Source organism: Arthrobacter sp. R4 (assembly GCF_051365025.1).
Taxonomy (GTDB): domain Bacteria; phylum Actinomycetota; class Actinomycetes; order Actinomycetales; family Micrococcaceae; genus Arthrobacter.
In genome coordinates this window covers 48,709-71,508 of sequence record NZ_JBLWIJ010000024.1, presented here as the reverse complement: position 1 = coordinate 71,508, position 22,800 = coordinate 48,709, and the positions used below count along the sequence as shown (strand labels likewise).

Sequence of the window (22,800 nt, the reverse complement as noted above, 5' to 3'; positions counted from 1 at the left end):
GGTTATCGGGTCACCTTCGCGACGTGGATGAGATTGGTTGCTCCCACGGAGATGACGCCCTTGGCGGACTCCGAGACTGCTGCCGCTGCGGTCAAACCTGACAGCGTGACAAAGGGCTGGTCTTTGACGAAGAGCTCGTTGACCTTATCCCGCGCTTGTTTTGTGTCCGCCTCGTTCAGTGCGAGCATGAGCTCTTCGACAGCCTTCTCCGCCTCGGGGGAGTCGTAGCCGGACAAGCAGCTCAGGTACCCGGCTGAGTGTTGCATGCAGTAGGCGGGCAGACCTTCGGGGGCTGAGGAGTAGTCACCGAACAGGCCGAGCTGAAGATCGAACTCGGAGTTGAAGAGCCGTTCGACTTCCACCTGCTTTTCCACGGACTCGATCTTGACTTTGATTCCAACGTCCGAGAGGTTCTGCTGGACGACAACGCCAGCTTGTTGTGACCATTCTTCAGAGGCAAGCAAGGTGAGGTCACAGCCATTGGCACAGGCAGTGCCCTCCAACAGCTTTTTGGCTCCATCGACGTTACGTGAGGTCTCTCCCGAATATCCCTGTGCGTAGGCTGGCGGGAAGAATCCCGAAAGGGGAGCCGAGTTTCCGCCGGAGGCAATCCCACCAATCTGGTCGCGGTCCACGGCCAGACCTATAGCCTTGCGGATGTTCGGATCGGACAAGGCGGAGCCCTTGTTGTTCATGTTCAGGTAGTAGAATCCAACCGATTCGGTCACCTGAGGCAGAACGTTGCCCGATAGGGACGATATCTGGCTCGGCAAAGGATCGATGGCGAAGTCGACCTGGCCGGTGCGTACTTGCTGAATGCGGTTGCTCGCATCGGTCACCACGACAACCTTGATGGTTTTTGCCGCCGGCATCTCCGCAGCGAAGTTTTCGTTTCGTTCAAAAGTGAACGCATTCGAGAAGTAGTCACCGGTGAACTTGTAAGGCCCGGCGAAGGTAGGTGTTTTCGGTACCGTCAGGTCGGGGGCGATTTCCGTTGCCTTGAGAATTGCCATATTGGGGTAGGCGAGGAAGGTCTCAAAGGACGGATACGGGCGAGTGAACTTGAACTCCACGGTGTTGCTGTCCAAGGCCTGGATGGCTTCCACCGGCTTGATTTGCCCTACATAGGCGTTCGACTTGAATGACTGCGCCCTCTTGAACGTCGCCACCACGTCATCGGCAGTAAGCGGGCTGCCATCGGCGAATTTTGCGCCTTCCTTTAGCTTGACAACATATCGGAGGCCGTCCTCACTCAGCTCAGAGCTCGCTGCCAACGACGGCTTCACCTTCGAACTGTCAGGCATCAACTCAAAGAGTGTTCCCGACATGATTTGCAGGAGCCGGACATCGTGTGTCGTCGTCACCGTCAAGGGATCAAGGGTGGTGGCACGCGCGTTGATTGCCAGCGTGAGGGGCTTGGTGACCTCCTCGTGTGTGCTGACGACCGGAGCGGCATTGGGCTGGGAATTTCCTGCGTCGCCGCCTGGGCTGGTACAGCCTGTGAATAGGGATGCTGCAAGGACCAGGCTGCCAACAGCGGCAACCCTGATCCGAGGGGGAGATGATTTCACTTAACTATTCCTTTGGAACTTGGGGGAAGGGGCAATCAAGGACGTGAGGTGTGCGAGCGAGTTAAAGGTCTGTTCTGGGGAGTGTTCGTGACCAGTTCCGCTCAAAGATGACTTGATTTGCTTCGTGAGCTTCAAGTCGAGTTGTGATGATGAAGTCCGTAGAAGTGCAGGACATTGTGGTGTGCACTTCAACCGCTGTTGGGGCAGGCCGTTCATCTTCAGAGAAGCTAAAGCCGCGGCGGCATTCAATTCTTGCGCTCAGAGGCTTTCCCTCTTGGACGCTGAATATCGTCTGCCCGCTGGCGCCGTAGATTAGTCCGGTCTCGGGGATACGGGTTAGTTGCTCCGCAACGGTGTCGATGATCCTGGAAACTCCAGTCGCTTCATCGAATTCCATGCTTCTGGTCGCCGGAACTGTTGGTCCAACGGTTTCGGTCAAAAGCGGCGGTGCACTCCGGCCAGTCCCCAAGTCAACGGGGTGGGACTGGTTGTCGGGCGTCAGCGGAAGCGACAGGAAGCTGGAGTCAGCGGCTTTTACCGACAAGATGGGCAGTTCCGGAGATGGCCAGATCCAGGGCCAATATGTTGAGTCCAACGCAACCCTGATCTGGTGTTCGGCCTCGAAATCGTAGCCGTTGCTTTGTAAGGGGATGACCACTGTGTACTCGACGCCCGGTTGCAGTGGCTTAGGGCTTTCGTGGCTCTCGCGGTGAGTCAGGTTCAGGAATCCTCTGGAGACTAGTGTGCTCGTTCCGTCCGGGTGAACATCCAGCAGCCGCACCGCCAACGTCGCGACAGGCCTGTCGGAAGCCACGGTCAAGGTGAGCTCGGGAATCCCGAGGAAGGAAACAGGGGTTTCCAGTGCGTCGCTGGTGAAGGTAAGTGATTTCGCGTCTTCGGTTTGCTGGTCACCGGGCAGATCGTAGCTCTCTACGGCCCACCCGCCAGGGCACCAATTGCCTCGGTTGGTGGGTGGAACAAGACTGCTTCGGTGGGTTAGGGTCTGTCCGTCGCCCGGAGTGCCGGCCAAGCGGTCGTTCGCTTGCAAAAAGAACTGGATATTCGCATGCTGCTCCTGCGGCCATTCAGTGTAAGCGGCCCATTGCCCGGACCGGTCGTCGTAACCGGCATCCGAACGAAGCGCGGTCTGCATCCAGGCCTGCATTTTGGGTTCCCGTTGTATGCCGTTATCAATCCCCTTCAGGCAGTGATCCCACCAACGAACGGCCAAGCCTAGGAAATCGATGGCGGGTCCCGGGGCTCCCTGATGGGGATATGTGTGAGCCCACGGACCTATGAGACCTTTGGACAGCCCGGGGTATCCCTCCAGCACCCGAAACACCGAATCCCGGTAAGCGTCGTTCCATCCTCCAACCATGAAGACCGGACACTTGATCGCGTCGTAATTCTCAATGACTGATCCGTGCTTCCAGTAGGAATCGCGGGTCTGGTGGGCCATCCATTCGTGGAGCATGGGTTCAACGTGTTCAAGCCGACTCTTCCACGCCTCGTGCCAGTCGGGCCGGTGGCTTGAGCCTGGAGGCAAAGCGGCCAGCGCCGTAACAGTACTCGCCCAAGTGACTTGATCCCATGCGTTAACCGCACCGCCGATATAGTGCACGTCATCTGAATAACGGTCATCAGTGGAGGCGAAGCTGATGATTCCGGACAACTGAAGAGGGTTCTCCGCGGCAACTTGCAGGCAGGTGAAACCTCCCCAGGATTTACCGATCATGCCAACTTTGCCCGTGCACCACGGCTGTTCAGCCAGCCACCGGATCGTCTCCACAGCATCAGCTTGTTCCTGAGCAAGGTATTCGTCATCCAGAAAACCATCGGAATCGCCGCTTCCGCGCGCATCGACGCGAACGGAGGCGTATCCATTCGCAGCAAAGTACGGATGCATTTCAGCATCCCTGGCTGCCGTCAAATCATTCTTGCGGTAGGGGACGTACTCAAGGACGGCCGGCACCTGATCCGTTTTCGATGCCTGCTCCGGAAGCCAAATCCTGGCGGCCAAGCGCGTCCCGTCGAGCAGGGAGATCCACGTGTGCTCAAGCGTCCTGACCTCATCGCCAAAGTCCATAAGCCGATGGCTCCTTTTCAATCTGAGTGTGTGAGAGGCGTCACCCTCGAAGGCGATTTTTGATAGTGTAACAACGGATACAATAACTAGCAATAGTTGTGAAGTGTTGGGTGACGTCGGCGATTCAGCGGCCATTGGGCTGGTAAAAGCTGACGGTGGCACAGGGGAACGCGGTGCTTGAGAGATGGCACCATGGGCCTAACGCTTGTATCGTCGGAAACGCTGCACCGCACGTATGGTCAGCTCGGATACATAGGAGTGGTCTTCATGGCACGCCCGCTTGCACCTGAGCGAAAAGACGAAGTGCTGGAGCTGGTTATTGCTTACCTTGCTGAAAATGGTCTAGCCAACCTCACCGTACGCAAGGTTGCTATGGCGATAGACGCAAGCACTAACGTCATCTTTTATCAGTTCGGTTCTAAGGAAAAGCTCATTGAGGCGGCACTCAGTCGTGCCCGCAAAGCGAACCGCCAGATGCTCGAGGATCTTAGGGCAGAAAAGCCTGCCGCGACCATGGCCGATGCCTTCAGGGAAATCTGGACCTGGTGGATGCGCGATCCACCGCGGCTTGCCTATTCAAGATTGAATATGGAAGCGATGATGACTGACAGTGCGCTCTCAAGCGATGCCAGGGCCGAACTGTTGGAGTATTGGATTGACTACTTCAGTAGTTGGCTGGTGTCGGATGGGCACCCGCCTTCCAAGGCGCGGCTTTTGGCGACTATGGCACTGAGTCTGCAAAGTGGGCTGACAATCGACCTGATTAGTACGGGTGATCGGGCGCGTCTTGATGCAACTGTTCTTGAGTTCTCCAAGATTCTGGAGCCTCCCATGCACGATACATCGGCATAATTTAGGCCGTCACAACCAGCCCTGGGGCAAACCCCCGGTCGAGCTACTGGTGTGTCTTTCATGCCGTCCATCAAAGTCCGACGACGAGCTAGGACGCGTCGGGACAGCCAAGCGCGCCGCTGGCTTCAAGCCGCGCCAAGCGTGCGTGGACCGTGTTCCTTACATCGCCCAGGGAGCGTGACAAGGCAAGTGCGCTGGCATCGGGCTCCGCATCACGGGCAAGAAGTATTCGGACGTCCAACCGATCAAAAGACGAAGTCCTCATGATGCATATTTTCAGTTTTCCCGCTGAAATGTCTACAAAAATCCCTATGCTATTTGTATGTGTTGTGCTTATTGTCGGTCTTCCCGATCATCAGTGACATGGATACATTCCCCGGCTTCAACCCTTCCCGCGTGACCGGCCTCCCATCCCTGCGTCCGGAAATCGCTTCTCTTCCGGCTTACGTTCCCGGCACCCGCGCTGAAGAGGATGACACCGCCGCGTTAGCGAGTAATGAAAGCCATTTCAACCCCCTTCCCTCTGTACTTCACTCCGTCTTCAGCGCAGGAAGCACCATCAATAGGTACCCCGACGCGGCATCATCGTCTCTGCGTGACAAGCTTGCCGAGCAGCTGGGAACCACTTCAAAAGAAGTTACCGTCGGACCAGGCAGCCTTGGGGTGCTCAATCAGATCATCACCGCATTCTGCCGCCCCGGAGACGAGGTCATCTTCCCTTGGAGGTCCTTCGAGGCGTACCCGCTAGTCGTTCACCTAGCCGGGGCGTCCTCGATACCGGTGCCTCTGCGCCCGGACGAGGGCCATGATCTGGAGTCAATGCTTGCGGCCATCACAGACAAGACGCGCGTCATCATCATCTGCACTCCCAACAACCCCACGGGAGTGCCGGTCCCGCATGCCGAACTTGAGGATTTCCTCGGACGTGTCCGATCCGACATCCTGGTTGTTGTCGATGAGGCCTACGTCGAATATGCGACAGCTGTGGACACTCCTGACACGCTGGCTCTTTACCAGCGACACCCCAATGTGTGTTTGCTGCGCACTTTTAGCAAGGCCTACGGCCTGGCAGGGCTGCGCATCGGCTATGCAGTAGCAGCTGCCGAGATCTCTGAGGGTTTGCGCAAAGCCGCCCTTCCTTTTTCCGTCAGTGCGGTGGCCCAGCAGGCGGCGTTTGCATCGTTGGACGCCCGCAGTGAGATGCGTGCCAGAGTCCAAGCAGTGGTCAGCGAACGGGAAAGGATCTTGCCAGCGCTGCGCGCCGCAGGATTCAACATTCCCGACAGCCAGGGGAATTTTCTGTGGCTGCGCTGCACGGATGAAAAACGTGAAGAGCTTCTCAGCGCCTTCGGGGCTGCAGGAATCCTCGTGCGCGGCTATGCGCGTGACGGCATCAGGATCACCCTTGCCGATGCAAAAGCAAACGACCGCGTCTTGACCATACTCACCAAACAAGAATCCTCCCAGATCCGAAACTAACTGCCGCACCGCGGCTGGCCTGGCTCCGAGCCCCGGGACTGCCGCCACCAAATCAACCTCGTCAAAGGACGCAAGAGAATGACAAACGGACCCCTCCCCACCGTCTCCACTGCCATCGCCGACGTGCTGGCCGAGCGCGCCGGCCACCTCTTTGGGCTTATGGGCAATGGCAACGCCCACCTCATTAGCAGCCTGACCAGCCGAGGATTTTCGTTCACCTCAGCACGGCACGAAGCTGCTACAGTCGCCATGGCCGACGCCTACTACCGGGCCACGGGCAGCATCGCCGCCGCCACCACCACCTACGGAGCAGGGTTCACCAACGCCTACACCTCGTTAGCCGAATCCCGGATGGCCCGCATACCCCTGGTCCTCGTCGTTGGTGACGCACCCAGCACGGGCGCACGAGCGATCGACATCGATCAGAAGACCGCGGCAGAAGCGGTTGGCGTGAAGACCCTCACCGCCTCACCGGAGAACGCCACCGTCATGACGCAACGCGCGTTTGATCTGGCCTTGCGAACCGTGCAGCCAGTCATCCTGGCCATCCCCTACGACTTGGCTACCGCTCCCCTGTTGGAACAGGTCGAACTTGACCCTCTACCCGCAAAAACTGCCTGGCTGGCCGACAACGCAGACCTTGATCACATCGCGACCATTCTCCGTGCTGCGAAACGCCCACTACTGCTTGCCGGCCGCGGAGTCGTGATGGACAACGCTGCTGCACCATTCGAAGCACTGGGCGACAGATTGGGAGCCATGTTCATGACATCAGTCATGGCCACCAACGCCATAGAAAGTCCCTGGAATCTCGGTATCGCCGGAGGCTTCGCACGGGAGCACACCCTCGAAATGGCACGCCAGGCAGACGTCGTGCTGGTCGCCGCTGCTTCAATGAACTCCTTCCAGCACCGCTACGGCACGCTATTCGGGCCTGAAACGCGCGTCATCAGGATCGACAACGAACCGGAAACTCCTCACGCCCACGTCGACGAATACTTCCGCGCCGACATCAAGACCTTCCTTGAAGCCCTCCTTGGACGCATTCCCGCCACGAATGAAACCGATACGTGGCGCCATAACGCCAGCGAAGTCAGCGAAGACACCTTCCGTTCGCTGGGACCGGTCGAAAACCCGGTCGAATTCGCTCCCGACGGACGCCTGAACCCCCGGGCAGTGGTGGCAGCTCTGGAACACATCCTGCCAAAGGAACGCTCAGTGGTCATGGACGGCGGCCATTTCATGGGCTGGGCCCCGATGTACCTCTCTGTCCCGGACCCCGGCGCCATGATTTTGGTAGGAACAGCATTCCAATCCATCGGTCTCGGATTCGCATCGGCACCCGGAGTCTCCATTGCCCGCCCAGAACGGACCACCGTGTTCATTACCGGAGACGGCGGCGGACTCATGGGCCTCGCTGACTTCGAAACATTCATCAGAGCAACCCGCAAAGGCGTCGTCATTGCCCTCAACGACGCCGCCTACGGCGCGGAACTGCACCAATACGCGTCAAAAGGCCTCGACCCGGCAGCCATGCTCATCGACGAAGTCGACTTCTCCGCCATTGGCAAAGCTCTCGGTGCCGCAGGAAACAAAGCACGCACACTCGCAGACCTGCGGCCGCTCGAAGAGTGGCTCGCTGAAGACAAAGACGGTGTATACGTCCTCGATGTCGCAATCTCCCAGGGAATCATCGTCGAGTGGATGTCCGCCTCCCTTGCAGCAGGAACCTCAACCAGCCGGCTCCGCCCGGTCCCCTAAATCAACATAGTGCGCGGATCATCCCCGGAGAATCTGCGGGCAGCGATGGGGGTGGGGTGTTCGGTGTAGCGCTGTTCATCTACTCGGGCAGCTCTCCTTGCGGCCATTCTCTACAGCCGATAATGGACCTTCTGTCAATCTACTGGCGGAGGTAGTGGCGGAGCCCGGGGATGGCGAAGTCCACTTTGCCGTAGCCAGCGGACTCGATCAGGCCTGCAGCGATGAGCCTGTTCCGGTATTTGGACACGACGTTGGGCTTGGCCTTGAGGATGGCGCCGATCTGACCCGCTGCAGAGGGGCCGTCCTGGGCGGCCATCGCGTCGAGGAACTCGCGGTCTCTGTCCGAGATGTCCGACAGTGCTGACTCGACGACCACTAAGGTGTTCCGTCGTTGGGCGGCAGCGATTCCACGTTGAACGCGGCTCTGGTCCAGTTTCCATCCTGCCTTGTCGGCTTCGAGCCAGAGGTAGTAGCCGACCAGTTGGATCAGGAAGGGATACCCCTCTGTGGCTTCGGCTGCTTCGTTGATGAGGTCGGGCGAGATGCTGATGCCTCCCCGGCTGAAGAGCTCGCTGTACGACGCGGTGACTTCAGCGATGGCGGCTTCGTGGAGATTGATCCTGTCGGCCCGCCGCAGGAAGGTGGCAACGCCTTCATTGAGGAGGTCGGACACGGCTGATGGCAGGCCGGCGAAGATCAGGCCGATGGGCAGCCCGTCGCGGATGAAGTGCTGGACGTCGGCGGCCAGTTGGGCGATTTCCGTCCTGTCGACGGCATGGATCTCATCGACAGTGATAACGAGTCCCGTGCCTTTCGAATCCAGCAGGCGCAACAGTTCGTTCCCGGTCCGGCGCCAGTCAACGGACCGTTCCGGAGGGAGTTGGGTTGTCAGTCCGAACCCTGCCGCGGAAAAAGCTGTGATCTTCCGGGATGGAGGCCCGTCCCCGAGTTCGTCCAGGAGGCGGAGCATGTCATCGCCGACCCCGGAGAGGAAGCCTGGCGTGGCTGTCCGGGAGATCACGGCCCAGCCGTGATTCCGGGCGATGCCTTCGGCTTCGCTCAACATGACCGTCTTGCCGATGCCCCTGGAGCCGGTGATGATGGTCAGGAGCCCCGGCGCGCCGGAACCCTGCTGGAGGCCGTACTCGAACTCGTCCAGAAGCCCGGCCCGCCCGACCAGTTCGGGAGGCGTGGCTCCGGCCGTCGGCTTGAAGGGATTCTGCACGGCACCCTCCTCGGGTGAATCTAGGTGAAACTGGTGAAAGTGGTGAAACTCCTGCCACGATAGGCCGTCCCCTCGACCATAAGCAAGACAGGCGCAGGGGAGGCGGTAGCATCGGGGCCATGACCGGGGAAGACAACTACATCGAGCATGCGCTCCACGTCGGCAAGGAATTGACCGGCCTAAGCCTGGAGCAGCTAGGTTTTGAACCCCGGCTGGAGGATCTGACGGAGAACCAGCGAAACCTACTGGGCGCTGATGACCTCGAATGGATAAGTTCAATCACGCCGGAGCAGCGCGACCAGAGCCTGTTCCAGGCAAAGCTGCTGGCCGGCGCCCTCTGGGAGGCCTCGGTCGTCCTGGTAGACCAGCTCTTCGAGGATCTTAACGGCCTGCTGAAACTTGACCGGATCGACCGCCAGGACATTGCCAACACGTTCGTCCTATCAGGACTGCCACCCCGACAGGCTGATAAATACGACGTCCGGTTCACCCAACAGTTCCTCGTCATCGCTGCGGACATGACCGGGGCGATGATCCGAGGATGGACCCGCCCGTCATGCGTGGCCCAGGAACTCGCGCTCCGCTGCCTTTTTGACCAGGTCGAGATCATCCAGGACCTGTACGACCTGGACCTTCCGGACGGCTGGCGGGGCATGCTGGAACAACACATGCTCGAAGACACGGACAGCGAGATGCTCTACCAGAACGCCATGGACGGCTTCGAAGGCGATGTCGAGCTGAACATGCAACTTGGCCTAGCACCCATGAAAGTCGAGGACTGGTTCGAGCCCTTCAACGACGCCTCCGTGCCGCCCTACGCGCGCTGAAAACCCGCGAATCCCCTACCCTCCACCACGCTTCTACTACGCCGATAATGGATATTCCGTCAAGCGCTTGCATTTCCGGCCAGGCAGTAACAAGTCCCCTGCAGGCAAGAGGTTTGGCGGCACAGCGGACGCGGGTCATGCCCACCCAACGACGAGGCGCGCCGCATCTTGTGGGACCGTAGGGTCGATCCCTGTGAGCTCCGCAAAGCGACGAAGGCGGTTCGTCAATGTATTGCGGTGACAAAAGAGCTCCGCTGCCGAGTCTCCTGCGCTGCCTGTACGGAGGTAACTGCGAACAGACTCTTCCAACCGGCTACGCTCCGTTTTACTGCAGCTTGAAAGGGCTGCATTGACGTCCGTCAGCACAGGATGCCCTGCCAAGATCAAGCTCCGATTTGCAAGCCTTGCCCAGCCCCGCTTCCAGGTCATTGCACCACGTTCACCGGCCCTGAGCACCCGAGCGAGATCGCGGGCAATCTTTGCTGCTTGACGAAGACCTCGGAGACCAGCATCGGCATCGGTAATTCCGACTCTGATGGTGAGCAGATGGCGTCGGAAGACGTCGCGCCTAGGATCCGTCCCTTCGAGTTGGGGCGTGAACACAATAAGTGCGTCACCAAGATGATGGGAAAACACGCTTCTACCTGTGCGTTCGGCCTCAGCGATGAAAACTCTTAGGGCTGGAATCTCGTCGGACTCCGCGCCCACCACTGTTAAGGGGCTGGCAGGGGGAATCTCAAGCTCACCGGCGATGGTGCGCAGCTGTTCGTCCGTCACCTCGCGTGTCTGGAAGAGTTCTGCCAGCAGGCCTTGCCGTACGGAAAATGCTTCGTCCTGCATACGCTCTCGCTCGGCGATAAAGGCCCGCTGGGTCTGCCCCGCGTACTCGTCCACGGTGTTGAGCACAATCCAGGTGTGGCGAACCACCAGAGGTGCATCCTCCGGTGTTGCCACCCTGGTTAGGGCCTCCCAAAGGACGTTGTAATCAAGACGGATAGCTGACATCAATGAGGTGATGGGGATTCCCGCTCGTGCCCGGGAAACCCCGACATCAGCAGCTACAGCGACTGCTTCGTGAAGCCCACCTTCCCGTAGTCCAGAGATCATGGCCTCGAATGCCAGGCGCCCCGTACGACGTATCTCAGAAAGGGGAATCGGGGCAGGATCGTAGCCGGGGATTGCGATGATTCGAGAAAGGAATGCCTCCGTGAGGTCCTCAACGTTGAGTTGGTCCAGCAGTTCCTGCCAACGCATAGAGTCATCTGGCTCCGGACCCCCGCTAAGCCGGGGTTCGTTCATAGTCATACGTTCCACAATATGTGCATATGCCCTGTTTTTGCGAAGAATCCGGGGGGAAATGCTGGGCGAAAATGGCTGTATCCCTTGAGATGCTCATTGAACAAGATGTTTGCGCAGATTCATGTAAACGTAAACCAGATCACGCATCAACGGAGATGACCACCATGAGTGAGACACTACAGACGGTGACGATAGAGCAACATGCCGTCCAAGAGCTGAGCAGGAAAGACGCCAACAAGGTCGCGTTGGGCGCGTTGATCGGCTCCGCACTTGAGTACTACGACTTCTTCCTGTTCAGTGCCGCAGCTGCGCTGGTGTTCAACGTTCAGTACTTCACGAGCGGCGACCCCACGGCGGCGACTTTGGCCTCGTTCGCCACCTTTGGGGTCGGCGTTGCCGCCAGACCCCTCGGCGGCATCATTTTCGGGAGCATGGGCGACCGGATCGGACGCCGCAAGACGCTGATGATCACCATTGTCGGTATTGGCATAATTACAGGCCTTATCGGATTGCTGCCGACTTACGCCGCAATCGGTATCGCCGCCCCGATCCTGCTTGTGTTGTTGCGGGTAATACAGGGCCTCTTCGTCGGTGGGGAATGGTCAGGCGCCCTAACCTTGGTGGTGGAAAACTCGCCGCTGCACCTTCGCGCCCGCTACGCCGTGATTCCACTGATTGGTGCGCCCATCGGGACGATACTTTCTTCCAGTGGATTCTTCCTGGTCACGTTCCTCCTCACTAAAGAGAACTTCGATGCGTGGGGCTGGCGCATTCCGTTCCTCATCTCCTTGCCCTTGCTCCTCATCGCCATCTATATCCGTAGCAAGCTCGAAGAGTCACCCGTGTTCCGTCAAATCGAAGCAGCCGGCGAAATTGAACAGACCCCAGTCCGCACCACTTTCAAGTACGCTTGGCGGCAGCTCCTGATCGGTATGGCCTCCTGCCTGCTAGGCATGGGCGGCTTTTATCTCGTCACCACGTTCTGCGTCTGGTACGGAGTCAACGTCCTCAAATACCCCTCATCCCTGATGCTGCTTGGCACCATTGCCGCTGCGGTGGCAGAGATCTTTGTGATTGTCTGGAGTGGACGCCTCGGCGCCAAGTACGGCTCAAGCCGGGTCATACTGTGGGGCGGTATCGCCTCCGCTGTTGTTGCCGTTCCGGCGTTCCTGCTCCTCACCTCCGGCAACCACGTCCTCGTCGTCATCGCCATGGTTCTTGCGGTATCGACTCTTTCCTTCCCCTACGCCGGCACCGGCGCGGTTCTGACCGGCCTGTTTGAAGCCAAGACCCGCTTCACGGGTGTCGCTGTTGCAAACAACACCTCGGCCATGGTGGCAGGCTTTGTCCCGCTGATTGTCACTGGCGTAGTTGCAGCCGCGGGGAACCACTGGTGGCCCGCCGCTGCGATGCTGGTACTGATCTCGATCATCACCGCCTCGGCCGGTGCAATCGCGCCCCGTTTCAGCGTGAACCTGCCCGGTTTCAAGCACTAGCGAAAAATGGGCCATAGGCAATCCGGCCTCGGTTGCCCATCCCTAAGCTGTCCGGGCCCCGGTCGTCGCGCAGGCAATTACCCTGACTAACCCTTCGACCGGGCCCGCCCAGTGCTGACAAGTCCAAGCCAACCGTCATCTAAAAGAAGGTCGCTCTCATCGCCGAACGGATGGGCTTGGACCCCAGAAAGGAACTTCACAATGAAGCTCGACCTGCTTGTCCGGGCGAACGAGATTCTTACCATGGACCCCGACAGGCCCATTGCGACAGCTGTCGGAGTCATCAGCGAACGTATCGTTGGCTTTGATGAAGAAGTCGCAGATATGGAGGCGGAGCGGACCCTTGACTTCGGTGATGCGTGCATCACTCCCGGTCTTATCGATGCACATTGCCACACAACGTGGTGGGGTCTCGGCCTCGATGCGGTGGATTTAAGTGGGTGCAGGGGACTTGAAGAGGTTTACGCCAAGATCGAGGCCGAAGTAGAGCGCCTGTCCGGTGATGACGATGCCTGGGTGCACGGTACCGGATTCAATCAAGCCCATCATGGGGGACGCTTCCCGGACATCGGGCGTATCGATGAAATAACTGGAAATCGTCCGCTTTACCTTCGGCACGCTTCCGGCCATTCATCAATCACCAACAGCGCCACGCTGCACCTGATCGGGGCTTCACATCCGACCGTCCAGGACCCGGCAGGCGGAATTGTGGTGCGAGACGACGAAGGAAAACCTACCGGTGTCCTGGAAGAAGCCGCACAGGGATTGGTGCAGGCACTGCTGTTGCCCTACTCAACCGAGAGAATCATTCGGGCCCTGGATGCTGCGACCGAGCGGTACGCGGCACAGGGGATAACCAGCTTTACCGAAGCCGGCATTGGCGGTGGGTGGATCGGCCACAGCCCAGTCGAGGTTGCGGCTTACCAGGCCGCTGCCGAGACCGGGCACCTTCATGCACGCGCCCAGCTGATGCCTTCCATGGACGCGCTGCAACCTTTGACGGGGCATCCTGCCGATTTCCATCATCAAGGAACAGGTCTTGGACTTGGCCTGGGACTCCGTTACGGCTTCGGTGACGATTACGTCCGGTTCGGACACGTAAAAGTCTTCCTTGACGGGTCTCTCCTGGGCGCAACCGCTGCAGTGACCGAATCCTTCTGCGGACACGATCACAACACCGGGTACCTTTTGGACGAACCAGAAACCTACCGGGAGCGCGCATTGAGTGCCTACCGTGCCGGATGGCCATTGGCGCTGCACGCCATTGGCGATGTCGCCATTGACCTGGCGATGGACCTCATCGAGGAGGCACAGGATAGGTACGGCCGCGGTGAGGCGCCCTGCCGCATTGAGCATTTCGGTATCGCCCGCCCGGACCAAGTCGAACGCGCCGGAATCCTTGGCATCGCAGTGGCCCCCCAGGCAGGATTCATTGGTCCCCTAGGCGATCAGATAGCCACTTTGGTTGGCCCTGAACGGGAATCCTGGCTGTACAGGGGCCGGTCCGTAATCGACGCAGGTGCCCTTCTTGCAGGGTCTTCTGACCTGCCGGTAGCAGATAACAACCTGCGCAGGGGCATGCAGTCAGCCGTTGACCGGCGGACGGACAAAGGCTTGCCCTTCGCCGCAGGAGAGGCCATCACACCTGAGGAAGCGCTTCGAACGCACACAGAGTGGGCTGCCCGCGCCACCGGTCAATTCCGAGACAAGGGAACGCTCGAACGCGGCAAACTCGCTGATTTCACGGTGTTCTCGGAATCGCCCCTGATTGCCCGCAATATCGCCCAGATCGACATCGTGGCCACGATACTTGGCGGCCGGCTGAGCTATGACGCAAGGGAAGCTCATAGGAACTCCACACCAGAGTTGCAGCTCCTGTCGGTCATCAACTGACGACCGAACATCCCAACCCAAATTCACACAACAAAGAGGATCTAACGGTGCATAAAGTAAGAAATCTAACGCGTTCGCTACCGGATGCAGACCCGGTCGAAGGGCCCGCACCGACGATCGCCGCGGATCTGGCCCTCGCGCGCGAGGGACAGGTGAGCTTTGACCGGCTAGTCCGCGATCTGGACCCCGAGAACCTTCAGGGCGAATCGCTCCTGCCCGGATGGACCCGAGCACACGTCATTGCGCACATCGGCTACAACGCCCGAGCACTTGCCCGGCTGGTCCAGTGGGCGCGGACAGGTATCGAGAATCCGATGTACAAGTCGGCTGAGTCACGGGCGGATGAGATCGACCTCGGATCGACACTCTCCCATACGGGTCTGACCCGACTCTCATCGCAGGAGGCTGCACTGCTCGAAAAAGCATGGACGAATCTGCCGGAGGATCGCTGGGCTTACAAGGTAAAGAACGCGCAGGGGCGCACGATTGCCATCTCCGAGACCATTTGGATGCGGGCCCGCGAACTATGGCTGCATGCCATCGATCTCAACAACGGGGCAACCGTCCAGGACATTCCACGGCCAGCCGCGGCCCGCATTGTGCAGGATGTTCTTACTACCTGGGAGGGTCGGGACGGCCATTACGTACGCTCTGTTGCAACAGACGCTCACGCGAACTTTCAGCCTGTTGGTGAAGGACCAAGCGAACCGGCAAGCGACATTCTGACAGTCTCCGGCACACTGACGGACCTCCTGACCTGGGCCACCGGACGTGGCCACCATGGCGTGGTGGAGATCAATGAAGATGGACGTGAGATCGGCCGCGCGCCGGCGGCGCACCGCTGGATCTAGTCACCACTGCCGAAGAAGCCCAACAGAGACTGCTCTCCGGATCAGGAACACCGCACGTGCGGGCATTCGGTGTGCATTGGCTGAAGCATCTGTCTCGTCCAGCCGGAAATTGCGCAGACGCCCCATGCATGTAGGCAATGACAAGTCTCCTCGACAACTCTTGAAAGAAGAGGTCAACCATGTCAGCTCCACCAATAATAGGCGGCCCCACTCTCCCACAGGTGCGGAAGCTCGTGAGCACTATCCCCGGCCCGAAATCGCAGGAACTGCTGGCCCGCAAGGAAGCGGCCGTCGCAACTGGTACTGGTGGGGTGCTCCCTATTTCAGTTGTAGCTGCTGGAGGAGGGGTGCTGATCGACGCAGACGGCAACTCCTTTATTGACCTCGGTTCCGGCATCGCCGTGACCGGTGTAGGAAATTCAGCTCCAGCTGTGGTGCGAGCGGTGCAGCGACAGGTCGAGCAGTTCACGCACAGTTGTTTCAGCCTCGCCCCCTATGACGGCTACGTCAAAGTCGCCGAGAAGCTCAACGCCATTACCCCTGGTGATCACGAAAAGCGCTCGGCGCTCTTCAGCACTGGTGCTGAAGCCCTTGAGAATGCGGTCAAAATCGCTCGCCACTACACCGGTAGGCAGGCGGTAGTTGTCTTTGACCACGCGTTTCATGGGCGAACAAACCTCACCATGGGAATGACCGCAAAGAACATGCCCTATAAAAACGGGTTTGGTCCTTTCGCCCCCGAGATCTACCGGGTTCCCGCTTCCTATAGCTACCGAGACGGTCTCACGGGGTCTGAGGCCGGTGCACGATCGATACTTCAAATCGAGAAGCAAATTGGTGCCGAAAATGTCGCTGCCGTCATCATCGAACCCATTCAGGGTGAAGGCGGCTTCATGGCCCCTGCGTACGGTTTTCTACCGGCCCTACAGGAATGGACATCCCAAAACGGCGTCATCTTCATCCTAGACGAAGTGCAGACCGGCTTTGCCCGTACCGGTGACATGTTCGCTGCGAACCATGAGGGAATAGTCCCGGACTTGATGACGTTCGGCAAGGGACTGGCCGGTGGCCTCCCTCTTTCAGCAGTCACTGGCCGTAAGGACATCATGAACTCCGCCGTGGAGGGCGGACTTGGGGGTACCTATGCAGGGAACCCCATCGCTTGTGCTGCCGCCCTGGCAACGATCGAAATCTATGAGCAGGAAAACCTGACGGAACGTGCACGGGAAATTGGTGCCATCATCACCGATTTCTTCGCCGGTCTCGGTGAGGACGATGACCGTATCGGCGATATCCGCGGCCGCGGCGCATGATGGGCATCGAGTTCGTCAAAGCTGGCACTCAGAGACCGGCCGCTGGGCTCACCTCTGCGATCGCGAAGAAGGCAGGCCAGGACGGCGTGCTGGTACTCACGTGCGGCACGTATGGCAATGTGCTCCGGTTCCTGCCGCCGTTGTCCATATCAAACGACCTGTTGCGCGAGGGCCTTCAGGTCGTGGCGAATGCCCTCCAAGCAAATGCTTAAACCACAGCAAACCAACTTACGTACTTAGAAGGACAGAAATGACTTTAGAGCCCCACGAGCAAGAACTGATCAACCAGGTGCAAACCGGTCTTGGCATCGGAGGGACGTGGCAGCCCTCTTCGGCCGGTGCGACATTTGACGTGCAAGACCCGGCAACCGGGGAAGTCATCAAAACGATCGCCGACGCGACAGTCGACGATGCCCTCAGGGCGCTCGAAGCTGCCGTAACCGCACAGGAGGCATGGGCTGAGACCTCTACGCGCGAACGCTCAAACATCCTGCGCCGAGCCTTCGACCTTCTAATAGATCGCCGCGAAGACTTTGCTTTGCTCATTAGCATCGAGATGGGCAAGCCCATCTCCGAAGCCCGCGCCGAAGTGACCTATGGAGGCGAGTTCCTGCGCTGGTTCTCGGAAGAGGCCGTCCGTGTCCGCGGCGACTATCGCCCTACTCCGGAGGGCGCTGGCAACATCGTCGTATCGCACCTCCCGGTCGGACCCACCTATTTCATCACGCCCTGGAACTTCCCATTGGCCATGGCAACCCGCAAGATAGCCCCGGCCCTGGCGGCCGGCTGCACGGTTATCATCAAACCCGCCGAACTGACTCCGCTAACGACCATCTTCTTGGTACAACTGCTCGAAGAAGCGGGCCTGCCTGCAGGAGTTGTAAATGTGGTTCCGACCACATCGCCGGCGGACCAGTCCAGCGCTCTGTTAAAGGATTCCCGCCTCAGGAAACTCAGCTTCACCGGTTCGACCCCTGTGGGTGTGAAACTCCTTGAAGCCGCAGCCCAGAATGTACTGCGAACGTCAATGGAGCTGGGTGGAAACGCCCCGTTCATCGTCTTCGAGGATGCAGATTTGGATCGAGCCGTTGAAGGCGTCCTATTAGCGAAGTTCCGCAATATCGGCCAGGCATGCACGGCGGCGAACCGCATCATTGTCCATGAATCCATCGCAGATGCTTTTGCCCAACGCGTGAGCAACCGAGTGGCGCAAATGAAGATCGGCAGGGGAGCTGAGGAAAGTACCGACATCGGCGCTTTGGTCGACGACCGTGCGGTCGCAAAGGCTGAGCGTCTGGTTGCTGACGCCGTAGCGACCGGCGCAACGGTCCTCACTGGAGGTAAGTCCATTGAAGGTCCGGGCAACTACTTCCAGCCAACGGTCCTGGACCGGCTCAGTCCCCACTCAGCTCTGATGTCTGAAGAAATCTTTGGACCTGTCCTTGGCATCATCCGATTCACTACTGAAGCGGAAGCAGTCAAAATCGCCAATGACACAGACTATGGACTTGTCAGCTATGTGTTCACCGAGAACGTTCATCGCGGACAACGCATGATTGAGAAACTGCAGACGGGAATGATGGGCTTGAACACCGGACTCATCTCCAACGCCGCAGCACCCTTTGGCGGTATAAAGCAATCCGGAATTGGCCGGGAAGGCGGTTTTGAGGGCATCAGCGAGTTCCTCTCGACCAAATACACCCTCATTCCGCGCTGACAAATGCAGCTGTACCGGTCCCACAGGACTCGTCGATAGCCACTGAAACTGACAGAAAATTGAGTGCCTCCACGTTCCGCAGTCCCTGGCTGGCGAGTGGGGGAGTGTTTGAAGGGGGCTCACGGCCGGTAAACGGAGTGCCTTCGCGGTCTTCGCCGCTAGTCTTCCTTCGTTTCTTCCAGGACGGCACGTGCGGCTGCGGCATCGTGAAGGTCCGACAGGTACTTTTCCTGCTCTTCGATCTTGCGCCGGTAGAAGTCGTGGGCGGCTTGTTTCGTGATCCCCAGCGCTTCGCCGATCTGGGCCCACGTCGCGCTGGCCTCGCGTGCGGATTTGATGACGTACCAGCGCCTGGCCGTGAGCAGCTCGACAGCCTTCGCGTTTGCACGCAGCGCCTCCAGCGCTGCGACTTCTCTTACCTCTGCGAGGAACTGCGCTGCGGCCACCCGGGCTGGGTCACTGCCGGTGGCAGAAACTTCGCGCCAGGTCTCGCCGCGGAATGACTAGGCAGGCATAGCATGGACGTCCCATGAGAAATGAGGTATTCGACGATCCGTTTCGGCGAGGGTCCTGGTTCCAATGTGCCGCCGTTCGGCTGATTCGAAGAAAGGCCAATGAGCCTCCCAAAGGTCTGAGTAAAAGTTGCGGAATACGAAGTCGACGAACCGCAGGGCATGCATTGGGGCGATACAACCGATGCGGCAACTAGTCGCATTCAGAGTCATATGTGTTGCGGGATGACCAGGCTTAGCGGCGGCTGGATCAAAATCAAAGCGAATCGGTGACCGTAGAACGGGGACCTGACCAATGTGTAGTTCCACGATGTCAGCTATCGGCTCTCCCTCAGCCAGCAGATCTAGGTCCAGTTCATATGGACAAGGGATATACGCCAAGCGGTGACCGCTGACCGCGCCTCCTGACACGTCATAGGTCAGTTGCAGCAGACTTCCATCAAAGAGGATGACGGAATAGGCCCCGGACTGTATCCAGGCAAGATACTGGTCCAGAGTTGGGTGAGCACGGCTTGTCAAGAAGTCTGCTGTTGGGTCGTAAACGTGGAAGGATACACGAGACGGACTCATTGACACTTCATTCGCAAATAGTGCCAGTTCCGCTTCGACTAGAAAATCAAGAATATTCTTTATGTCGTCGCGAACTGTCCTAGTAGTCGTCACTAGGACCGCCCTCCTGCACCTTCCTAGCGAGTCGTGTCCGGAGCGCGGGGGGAAGATCGTAGAAATCCAGGTCACCACGTTCGATCGCCTCTAGGAACGAAGCCAAGCCCTGAGTTGCTTTTTTCACCGCTTCTTCATCTCCTTCTGGCCTGTCTCTATGCACATGGCGCAGCGTCGCCAGTTCGTCGGCAGTCGGAATCGTGAAGTCTAGGTGATACTTCCTGTCCACTACTTCGGCGACTTCGGACACAATGGACTCCATTTGTTCCCCATGTCCCGTTATGCGCACCCATGCCCGGCTGCGCGTAATGGCAGTGAATAAACTGTTCCTTCGGGTGACGGCATTGAAATGTGAAGCGGCATGTTGTGTATCAACGGCATATACCATGGGCGCCTCATTACCTTTGGCTCGATATATATGCGCTAACGCCACTGAACCTGCTCTGAATACTTCATCCACACTCGTGTTGACACCCACCAGATGGGACGGAATTCCTCTGGCAGATAGTTCGCGCATAATTCTCGGGGCACGACTCTTAGCTCTATATGAGTCGGGGAGGACGACAAGGATGTCATCGTGCTCCAGTTCATCCACGTTCAAGTTGATTGCTATCTGATCGGCAACCCAAGCATCCTGCTTGTCTTCCGATTCAAAGGGCTTAAGAAGCACAGCATCGGCTGGATCTACAAGCTCCGTGAAGTAAGCAGGGTAACTGGAGTCTGAGCGCTCAAGGGAGACTGCGTCACCCTCTTCAAGGGACCCCCGTAAGACGTTATAGCCGATTTCCTTCCACAAGAGAGGTTCGTCGAAGTGCTGGAGAAGGCCTCCCTCACGATAGATACCGAAGCCCAATGCATGAGCGGTAGCAAGCGCCCAAGGCGTGTTTCGGTAACAAACGGGCAAGACAATGTCCCGGCGTGGCTCGTTTGGTCCAGATGCAAGACTAATTAGAGACTCGCCAGCCGGACCTGTCCCAAACAGCTCATCGGTTGACGGCATGGCTGCATCTGAAAGCTTCTGCAGCTCGTCGTACCCCCACACAATCCGCTTAGGTTCTTTTGTGAATAGATAAACGAGTTGAAAGAACTCAGGGGGCAAGTCCTGCGCTTCGTCTATCAGGACGGCATCGAATATCGGCCGTACATCCCGATTTCGAGCTACGGAAAGAAGTTCTCTGCAAACACCTTGAAAAGCGTCATCCCGTCCATACTTGCCGTGAGCATAAGACCAATCACGGGGTACCTCACCTAGTGAATTCGCAATAAGGCTATAGACACCTGCCTTCCCACTCGAGCCCCAAGAATGCATGATCTTTAGGTATTCAGGGTCAGGCCGATCATTCATATGCTCAAAGGCAAACCTCGTAACCAGGTCGTCGATTTGCTGATAAAGGGCACGAGAATGAAAAGTGAGTGCGATGTGCCATTCAGGGTGCTGAGCATGCCAGTAGGCAGCTTTGAGGGCCAAGACTACTGTCTTGCCGGAACCCGCCAGGCCCCGTATTCGCTGTGGTCCCTCTGGGCTTTCGATGGCGGCAGCCTTCTGCCACCGGTCAAGGTTGGCAATGCCCTTTTCAATCTTTTTGAGCACAGAACCGCGGGAAGAGGGCTTGACTACAGACGAGCGTTTCTTAGCAGGCTTGATCGTGGTGACTCGTTGTAGAGCAGCATGCAGAGCACGTTCTACTTGTTCTGAGACTGGGTCAAGGGAACTTAGCCAACCAGAAACAGCCTCTATGTCGCCAAAGAAGCCTTCTTCCTCTCCAGTCGGCAGATGCGGTGGAGGTGGTGAGGCGAATACTGTAGCGGTACTAGGAGTTGTGGCCAGTCGCCGTCCGGCTCGGAGTGCATCGTGCCTGCTCAAATGGCTCTCCAGGACGGCATACAGGCGATCTTGTTCTTCTACCTTGTCTGACCACTCCTCCTTAGTTTGAGGCAAGCTGTTCGAAAGGATGAAAGCCACGGCGCCATGTGCACGACTCACGAGTAGTGCGTCCACTTGAACCTTTTCATCAGCAGTCGCAAGTACCGGATACCCGAGGTAAACGGTCCCTTCATTTACACTTCGAGCGAGCTGGTCGGCTAGCGCCTTAGCAGCTGTTCGGTTGCGACTTTCGCCGTAAACGATGTCCAGAGTCATCTCGACCGGTCCTTTGGATAGCGTGCCTTACCCAGTCGACTCTAGCCGGAGAATTAGCGAGGCATTCACGCCTTTACACATGTGGAGTTAGTTGAATCGGTTGAGAGTGGGAGGCTGGCAGGTCTAACGATTGTCACCAGCAGCAGCGCCGGACTGCTTGCCTAGTTTGATTGACACATAAGTCGCCCTATGTCTGGACCTTGAGGAGTGGATGTGAGCTGCGCCAACACTAAGTCATCTGATCAGATACGTCGCTTGCGACATGACATGCAGTGGGATGACAACCGGCCGGCTGCCATGCTTCACAGGAAATTCGCAGGCTGACCCGCACATAATGGACCGGAGCTTCGTCAACCGCTATTTGACCCAAGCTTTCGCCAAATACAAGTGTCCAGGCAGGGGTGAAGCGGGCCCTAAACACGTGGCGAAACGCCGAAACTGACGCGGCCCCTGGCTGCAGCACGACGGCCGTTCCGAGAGGTTGAAGAGAGCCGTGGGGGAGCCCCTCTCAGCGCCAGGCTTTACATAACGTGGGTTATCGGCGTTCCTAGATGGGCGGGGGAGTGACCGAAAAGGGCTGCTCCTGGCCTCGGCCCGGATCGTTTCTTCGCCCCAAGTGCTGGGACCAGAACTGGGCAGCTTGGGCCCGGCCGTTAGAGCGAAGAGCTGAAGTTCCTGGCTACATCGCCTATCTCAGAACTGAGGTAGCAGACGGCCAAGCAACCTCATGCGGATCCAACTCATGGCGGACCCTCAGATAGCGCAGCGAATGCCTGAATGAGCCCACGGGACCAGGCGGCGTCGGCCGAGCTCTCCACGGCGGACAGCACTGAGGACCGGCCTGCTATCCGCAGCTGCCGATCGGCAGTCCACAACCACGGCGATGGGCTGGATCATGCTGCCCATCACAGCCGCGCACACAACGTCCAGGACATCGCGGTGCTTGACTCATTGGCCGCGCCCGCGGCAGCGTCATCGCGGCCGGCGGAGATGTTCCTATAGTCAAGGAAGTGGGGCAGGCGGCGTCCGGCTCCCAGATAGCGCCGGGCCAAAATTGCCCCATTCTGTTGTGGCGAGGGAGGGTACCGTCCGATGTTTGGTTTGGCCGTCCGTTC

General features: G+C 58.5%; 16 protein-coding genes and 2 pseudogenes. 10 read left to right on the top strand and 8 right to left on the bottom strand.

The genetic code is table 11. The features are described 5' to 3' along the window. Positions 1–2: 2 nt before the first annotated feature. Positions 3–1,364: an ABC transporter substrate-binding protein gene (locus tag ACLKOZ_RS15700; RefSeq protein ID WP_436476451.1), complete on the bottom strand. Its 1,362-nt coding sequence runs from the start codon at positions 1,362–1,364 to the stop codon at positions 3–5. 268 nt (positions 1,365–1,632) lie between these two features. Further along, positions 1,633–3,657: a CocE/NonD family hydrolase gene (locus tag ACLKOZ_RS15695; protein WP_436476338.1), complete on the bottom strand. Its 2,025-nt coding sequence runs from the start codon at positions 3,655–3,657 to the stop codon at positions 1,633–1,635. A 267-nt stretch (positions 3,658–3,924) separates the two neighbouring features. Between ACLKOZ_RS15695 and ACLKOZ_RS15690 the strand changes: the two genes are divergently transcribed. Next, the gene (locus tag ACLKOZ_RS15690) at positions 3,925–4,509 is read left to right on the top strand and encodes a TetR/AcrR family transcriptional regulator (RefSeq protein WP_436476336.1); all 585 of its coding nucleotides are present in this window, start codon (positions 3,925–3,927) and stop codon (positions 4,507–4,509) included. A 109-nt stretch (positions 4,510–4,618) separates the two neighbouring features. On the opposite strand, the pseudogene ACLKOZ_RS15685 reads toward ACLKOZ_RS15690, so the two are convergent. Then, positions 4,619–4,774 (bottom strand): annotated as a pseudogene (locus tag ACLKOZ_RS15685) (winged helix-turn-helix transcriptional regulator); the annotation flags it as partial. A gap of 98 nt (positions 4,775–4,872) precedes the next feature. Between ACLKOZ_RS15685 and hisC the strand changes: the two are divergent. Together hisC and ACLKOZ_RS15675 are read left to right on the top strand one after the other, a co-directional pair. Beyond that, a complete protein-coding gene (gene hisC, locus ACLKOZ_RS15680) occupies positions 4,873–5,988 on the top strand; it encodes a histidinol-phosphate transaminase (RefSeq protein WP_436476334.1) in 1,116 nt (371 codons plus the stop codon). Between the two features lie 78 nt (positions 5,989–6,066). Then, positions 6,067–7,749, top strand: a complete 1,683-nt coding sequence (locus ACLKOZ_RS15675; RefSeq protein WP_436476332.1) for a thiamine pyrophosphate-binding protein — start codon at positions 6,067–6,069, stop codon at positions 7,747–7,749. Positions 7,750–7,888: 139 nt separating this feature from the next. Here ACLKOZ_RS15675 and ACLKOZ_RS15670 read toward each other — a convergent pair whose 3' ends face one another. Continuing rightward, positions 7,889–8,974 (bottom strand): AAA family ATPase, encoded by a 1,086-nt coding sequence (locus tag ACLKOZ_RS15670; protein WP_436476330.1) that lies wholly within the window; start codon positions 8,972–8,974, stop codon positions 7,889–7,891. Between the two features lie 119 nt (positions 8,975–9,093). Between ACLKOZ_RS15670 and ACLKOZ_RS15665 the strand changes: the two genes are divergently transcribed. After that, entirely contained in the window at positions 9,094–9,801 is a 708-nt protein-coding gene (locus ACLKOZ_RS15665) for a hypothetical protein (protein WP_436476328.1), read from the top strand. A 135-nt stretch (positions 9,802–9,936) separates the two neighbouring features. On the opposite strand, the gene ACLKOZ_RS15660 is transcribed toward ACLKOZ_RS15665, so the two are convergent. Next, positions 9,937–11,055 carry a PucR family transcriptional regulator gene (locus tag ACLKOZ_RS15660; RefSeq protein ID WP_436476326.1) on the bottom strand — a complete coding sequence of 373 codons (1,119 nt, stop codon included), beginning with the start codon at positions 11,053–11,055 and terminating at the stop codon, positions 9,937–9,939. A 209-nt stretch (positions 11,056–11,264) separates the two neighbouring features. Here ACLKOZ_RS15660 and ACLKOZ_RS15655 point away from each other — a divergent pair, with 209 nt between their 5' ends. The 5 genes and pseudogenes from ACLKOZ_RS15655 to ACLKOZ_RS15635 all read left to right on the top strand — a co-directional run bounded on the left by ACLKOZ_RS15655 (position 11,265) and on the right by ACLKOZ_RS15635 (position 18,370). Beyond that, complete coding sequence (locus tag ACLKOZ_RS15655; protein ID WP_436476324.1) at positions 11,265–12,596, top strand: MFS transporter; 1,332 nt, start codon at positions 11,265–11,267, stop codon at positions 12,594–12,596. A 201-nt stretch (positions 12,597–12,797) separates the two neighbouring features. Then, the gene (locus tag ACLKOZ_RS15650) at positions 12,798–14,489 is read left to right on the top strand and encodes an amidohydrolase (protein ID WP_436476322.1); all 1,692 of its coding nucleotides are present in this window, start codon (positions 12,798–12,800) and stop codon (positions 14,487–14,489) included. Positions 14,490–14,536: 47 nt separating this feature from the next. Then, the gene (locus ACLKOZ_RS15645; protein WP_436476320.1) at positions 14,537–15,340 is read left to right on the top strand and encodes a maleylpyruvate isomerase family mycothiol-dependent enzyme; all 804 of its coding nucleotides are present in this window, start codon (positions 14,537–14,539) and stop codon (positions 15,338–15,340) included. 179 nt (positions 15,341–15,519) lie between these two features. Then, positions 15,520–16,865 (top strand): annotated as a pseudogene (gene gabT / locus ACLKOZ_RS15640) (4-aminobutyrate--2-oxoglutarate transaminase). 38 nt (positions 16,866–16,903) lie between these two features. Then, entirely contained in the window at positions 16,904–18,370 is a 1,467-nt protein-coding gene (locus tag ACLKOZ_RS15635; protein ID WP_436476318.1) for an NAD-dependent succinate-semialdehyde dehydrogenase, read from the top strand. A gap of 158 nt (positions 18,371–18,528) precedes the next feature. Here the strand turns inward: ACLKOZ_RS15635 and ACLKOZ_RS15630 are convergent, their stop codons facing one another. The 3 genes from ACLKOZ_RS15630 to ACLKOZ_RS15620 all read right to left on the bottom strand — a co-directional run bounded on the left by ACLKOZ_RS15630 (position 18,529) and on the right by ACLKOZ_RS15620 (position 21,685). Next, entirely contained in the window at positions 18,529–18,816 is a 288-nt protein-coding gene (locus ACLKOZ_RS15630) for a hypothetical protein (RefSeq protein ID WP_436476316.1), read from the bottom strand. Between the two features lie 57 nt (positions 18,817–18,873). Continuing rightward, positions 18,874–19,452, bottom strand: a complete 579-nt coding sequence (locus ACLKOZ_RS15625; protein WP_436476449.1) for a DUF2290 domain-containing protein — start codon at positions 19,450–19,452, stop codon at positions 18,874–18,876. Positions 19,453–19,531: 79 nt separating this feature from the next. Beyond that, the gene (locus ACLKOZ_RS15620) at positions 19,532–21,685 is read right to left on the bottom strand and encodes a DEAD/DEAH box helicase (protein ID WP_436476314.1); all 2,154 of its coding nucleotides are present in this window, start codon (positions 21,683–21,685) and stop codon (positions 19,532–19,534) included. 777 nt (positions 21,686–22,462) lie between these two features. Between ACLKOZ_RS15620 and ACLKOZ_RS15615 the strand changes: the two genes are divergently transcribed. Next, on the top strand, positions 22,463–22,687 hold the full coding sequence (locus tag ACLKOZ_RS15615) for a hypothetical protein (protein WP_436476312.1): 225 nt from the start codon (positions 22,463–22,465) through the stop codon (positions 22,685–22,687). Positions 22,688–22,800 lie beyond the last annotated feature (113 nt).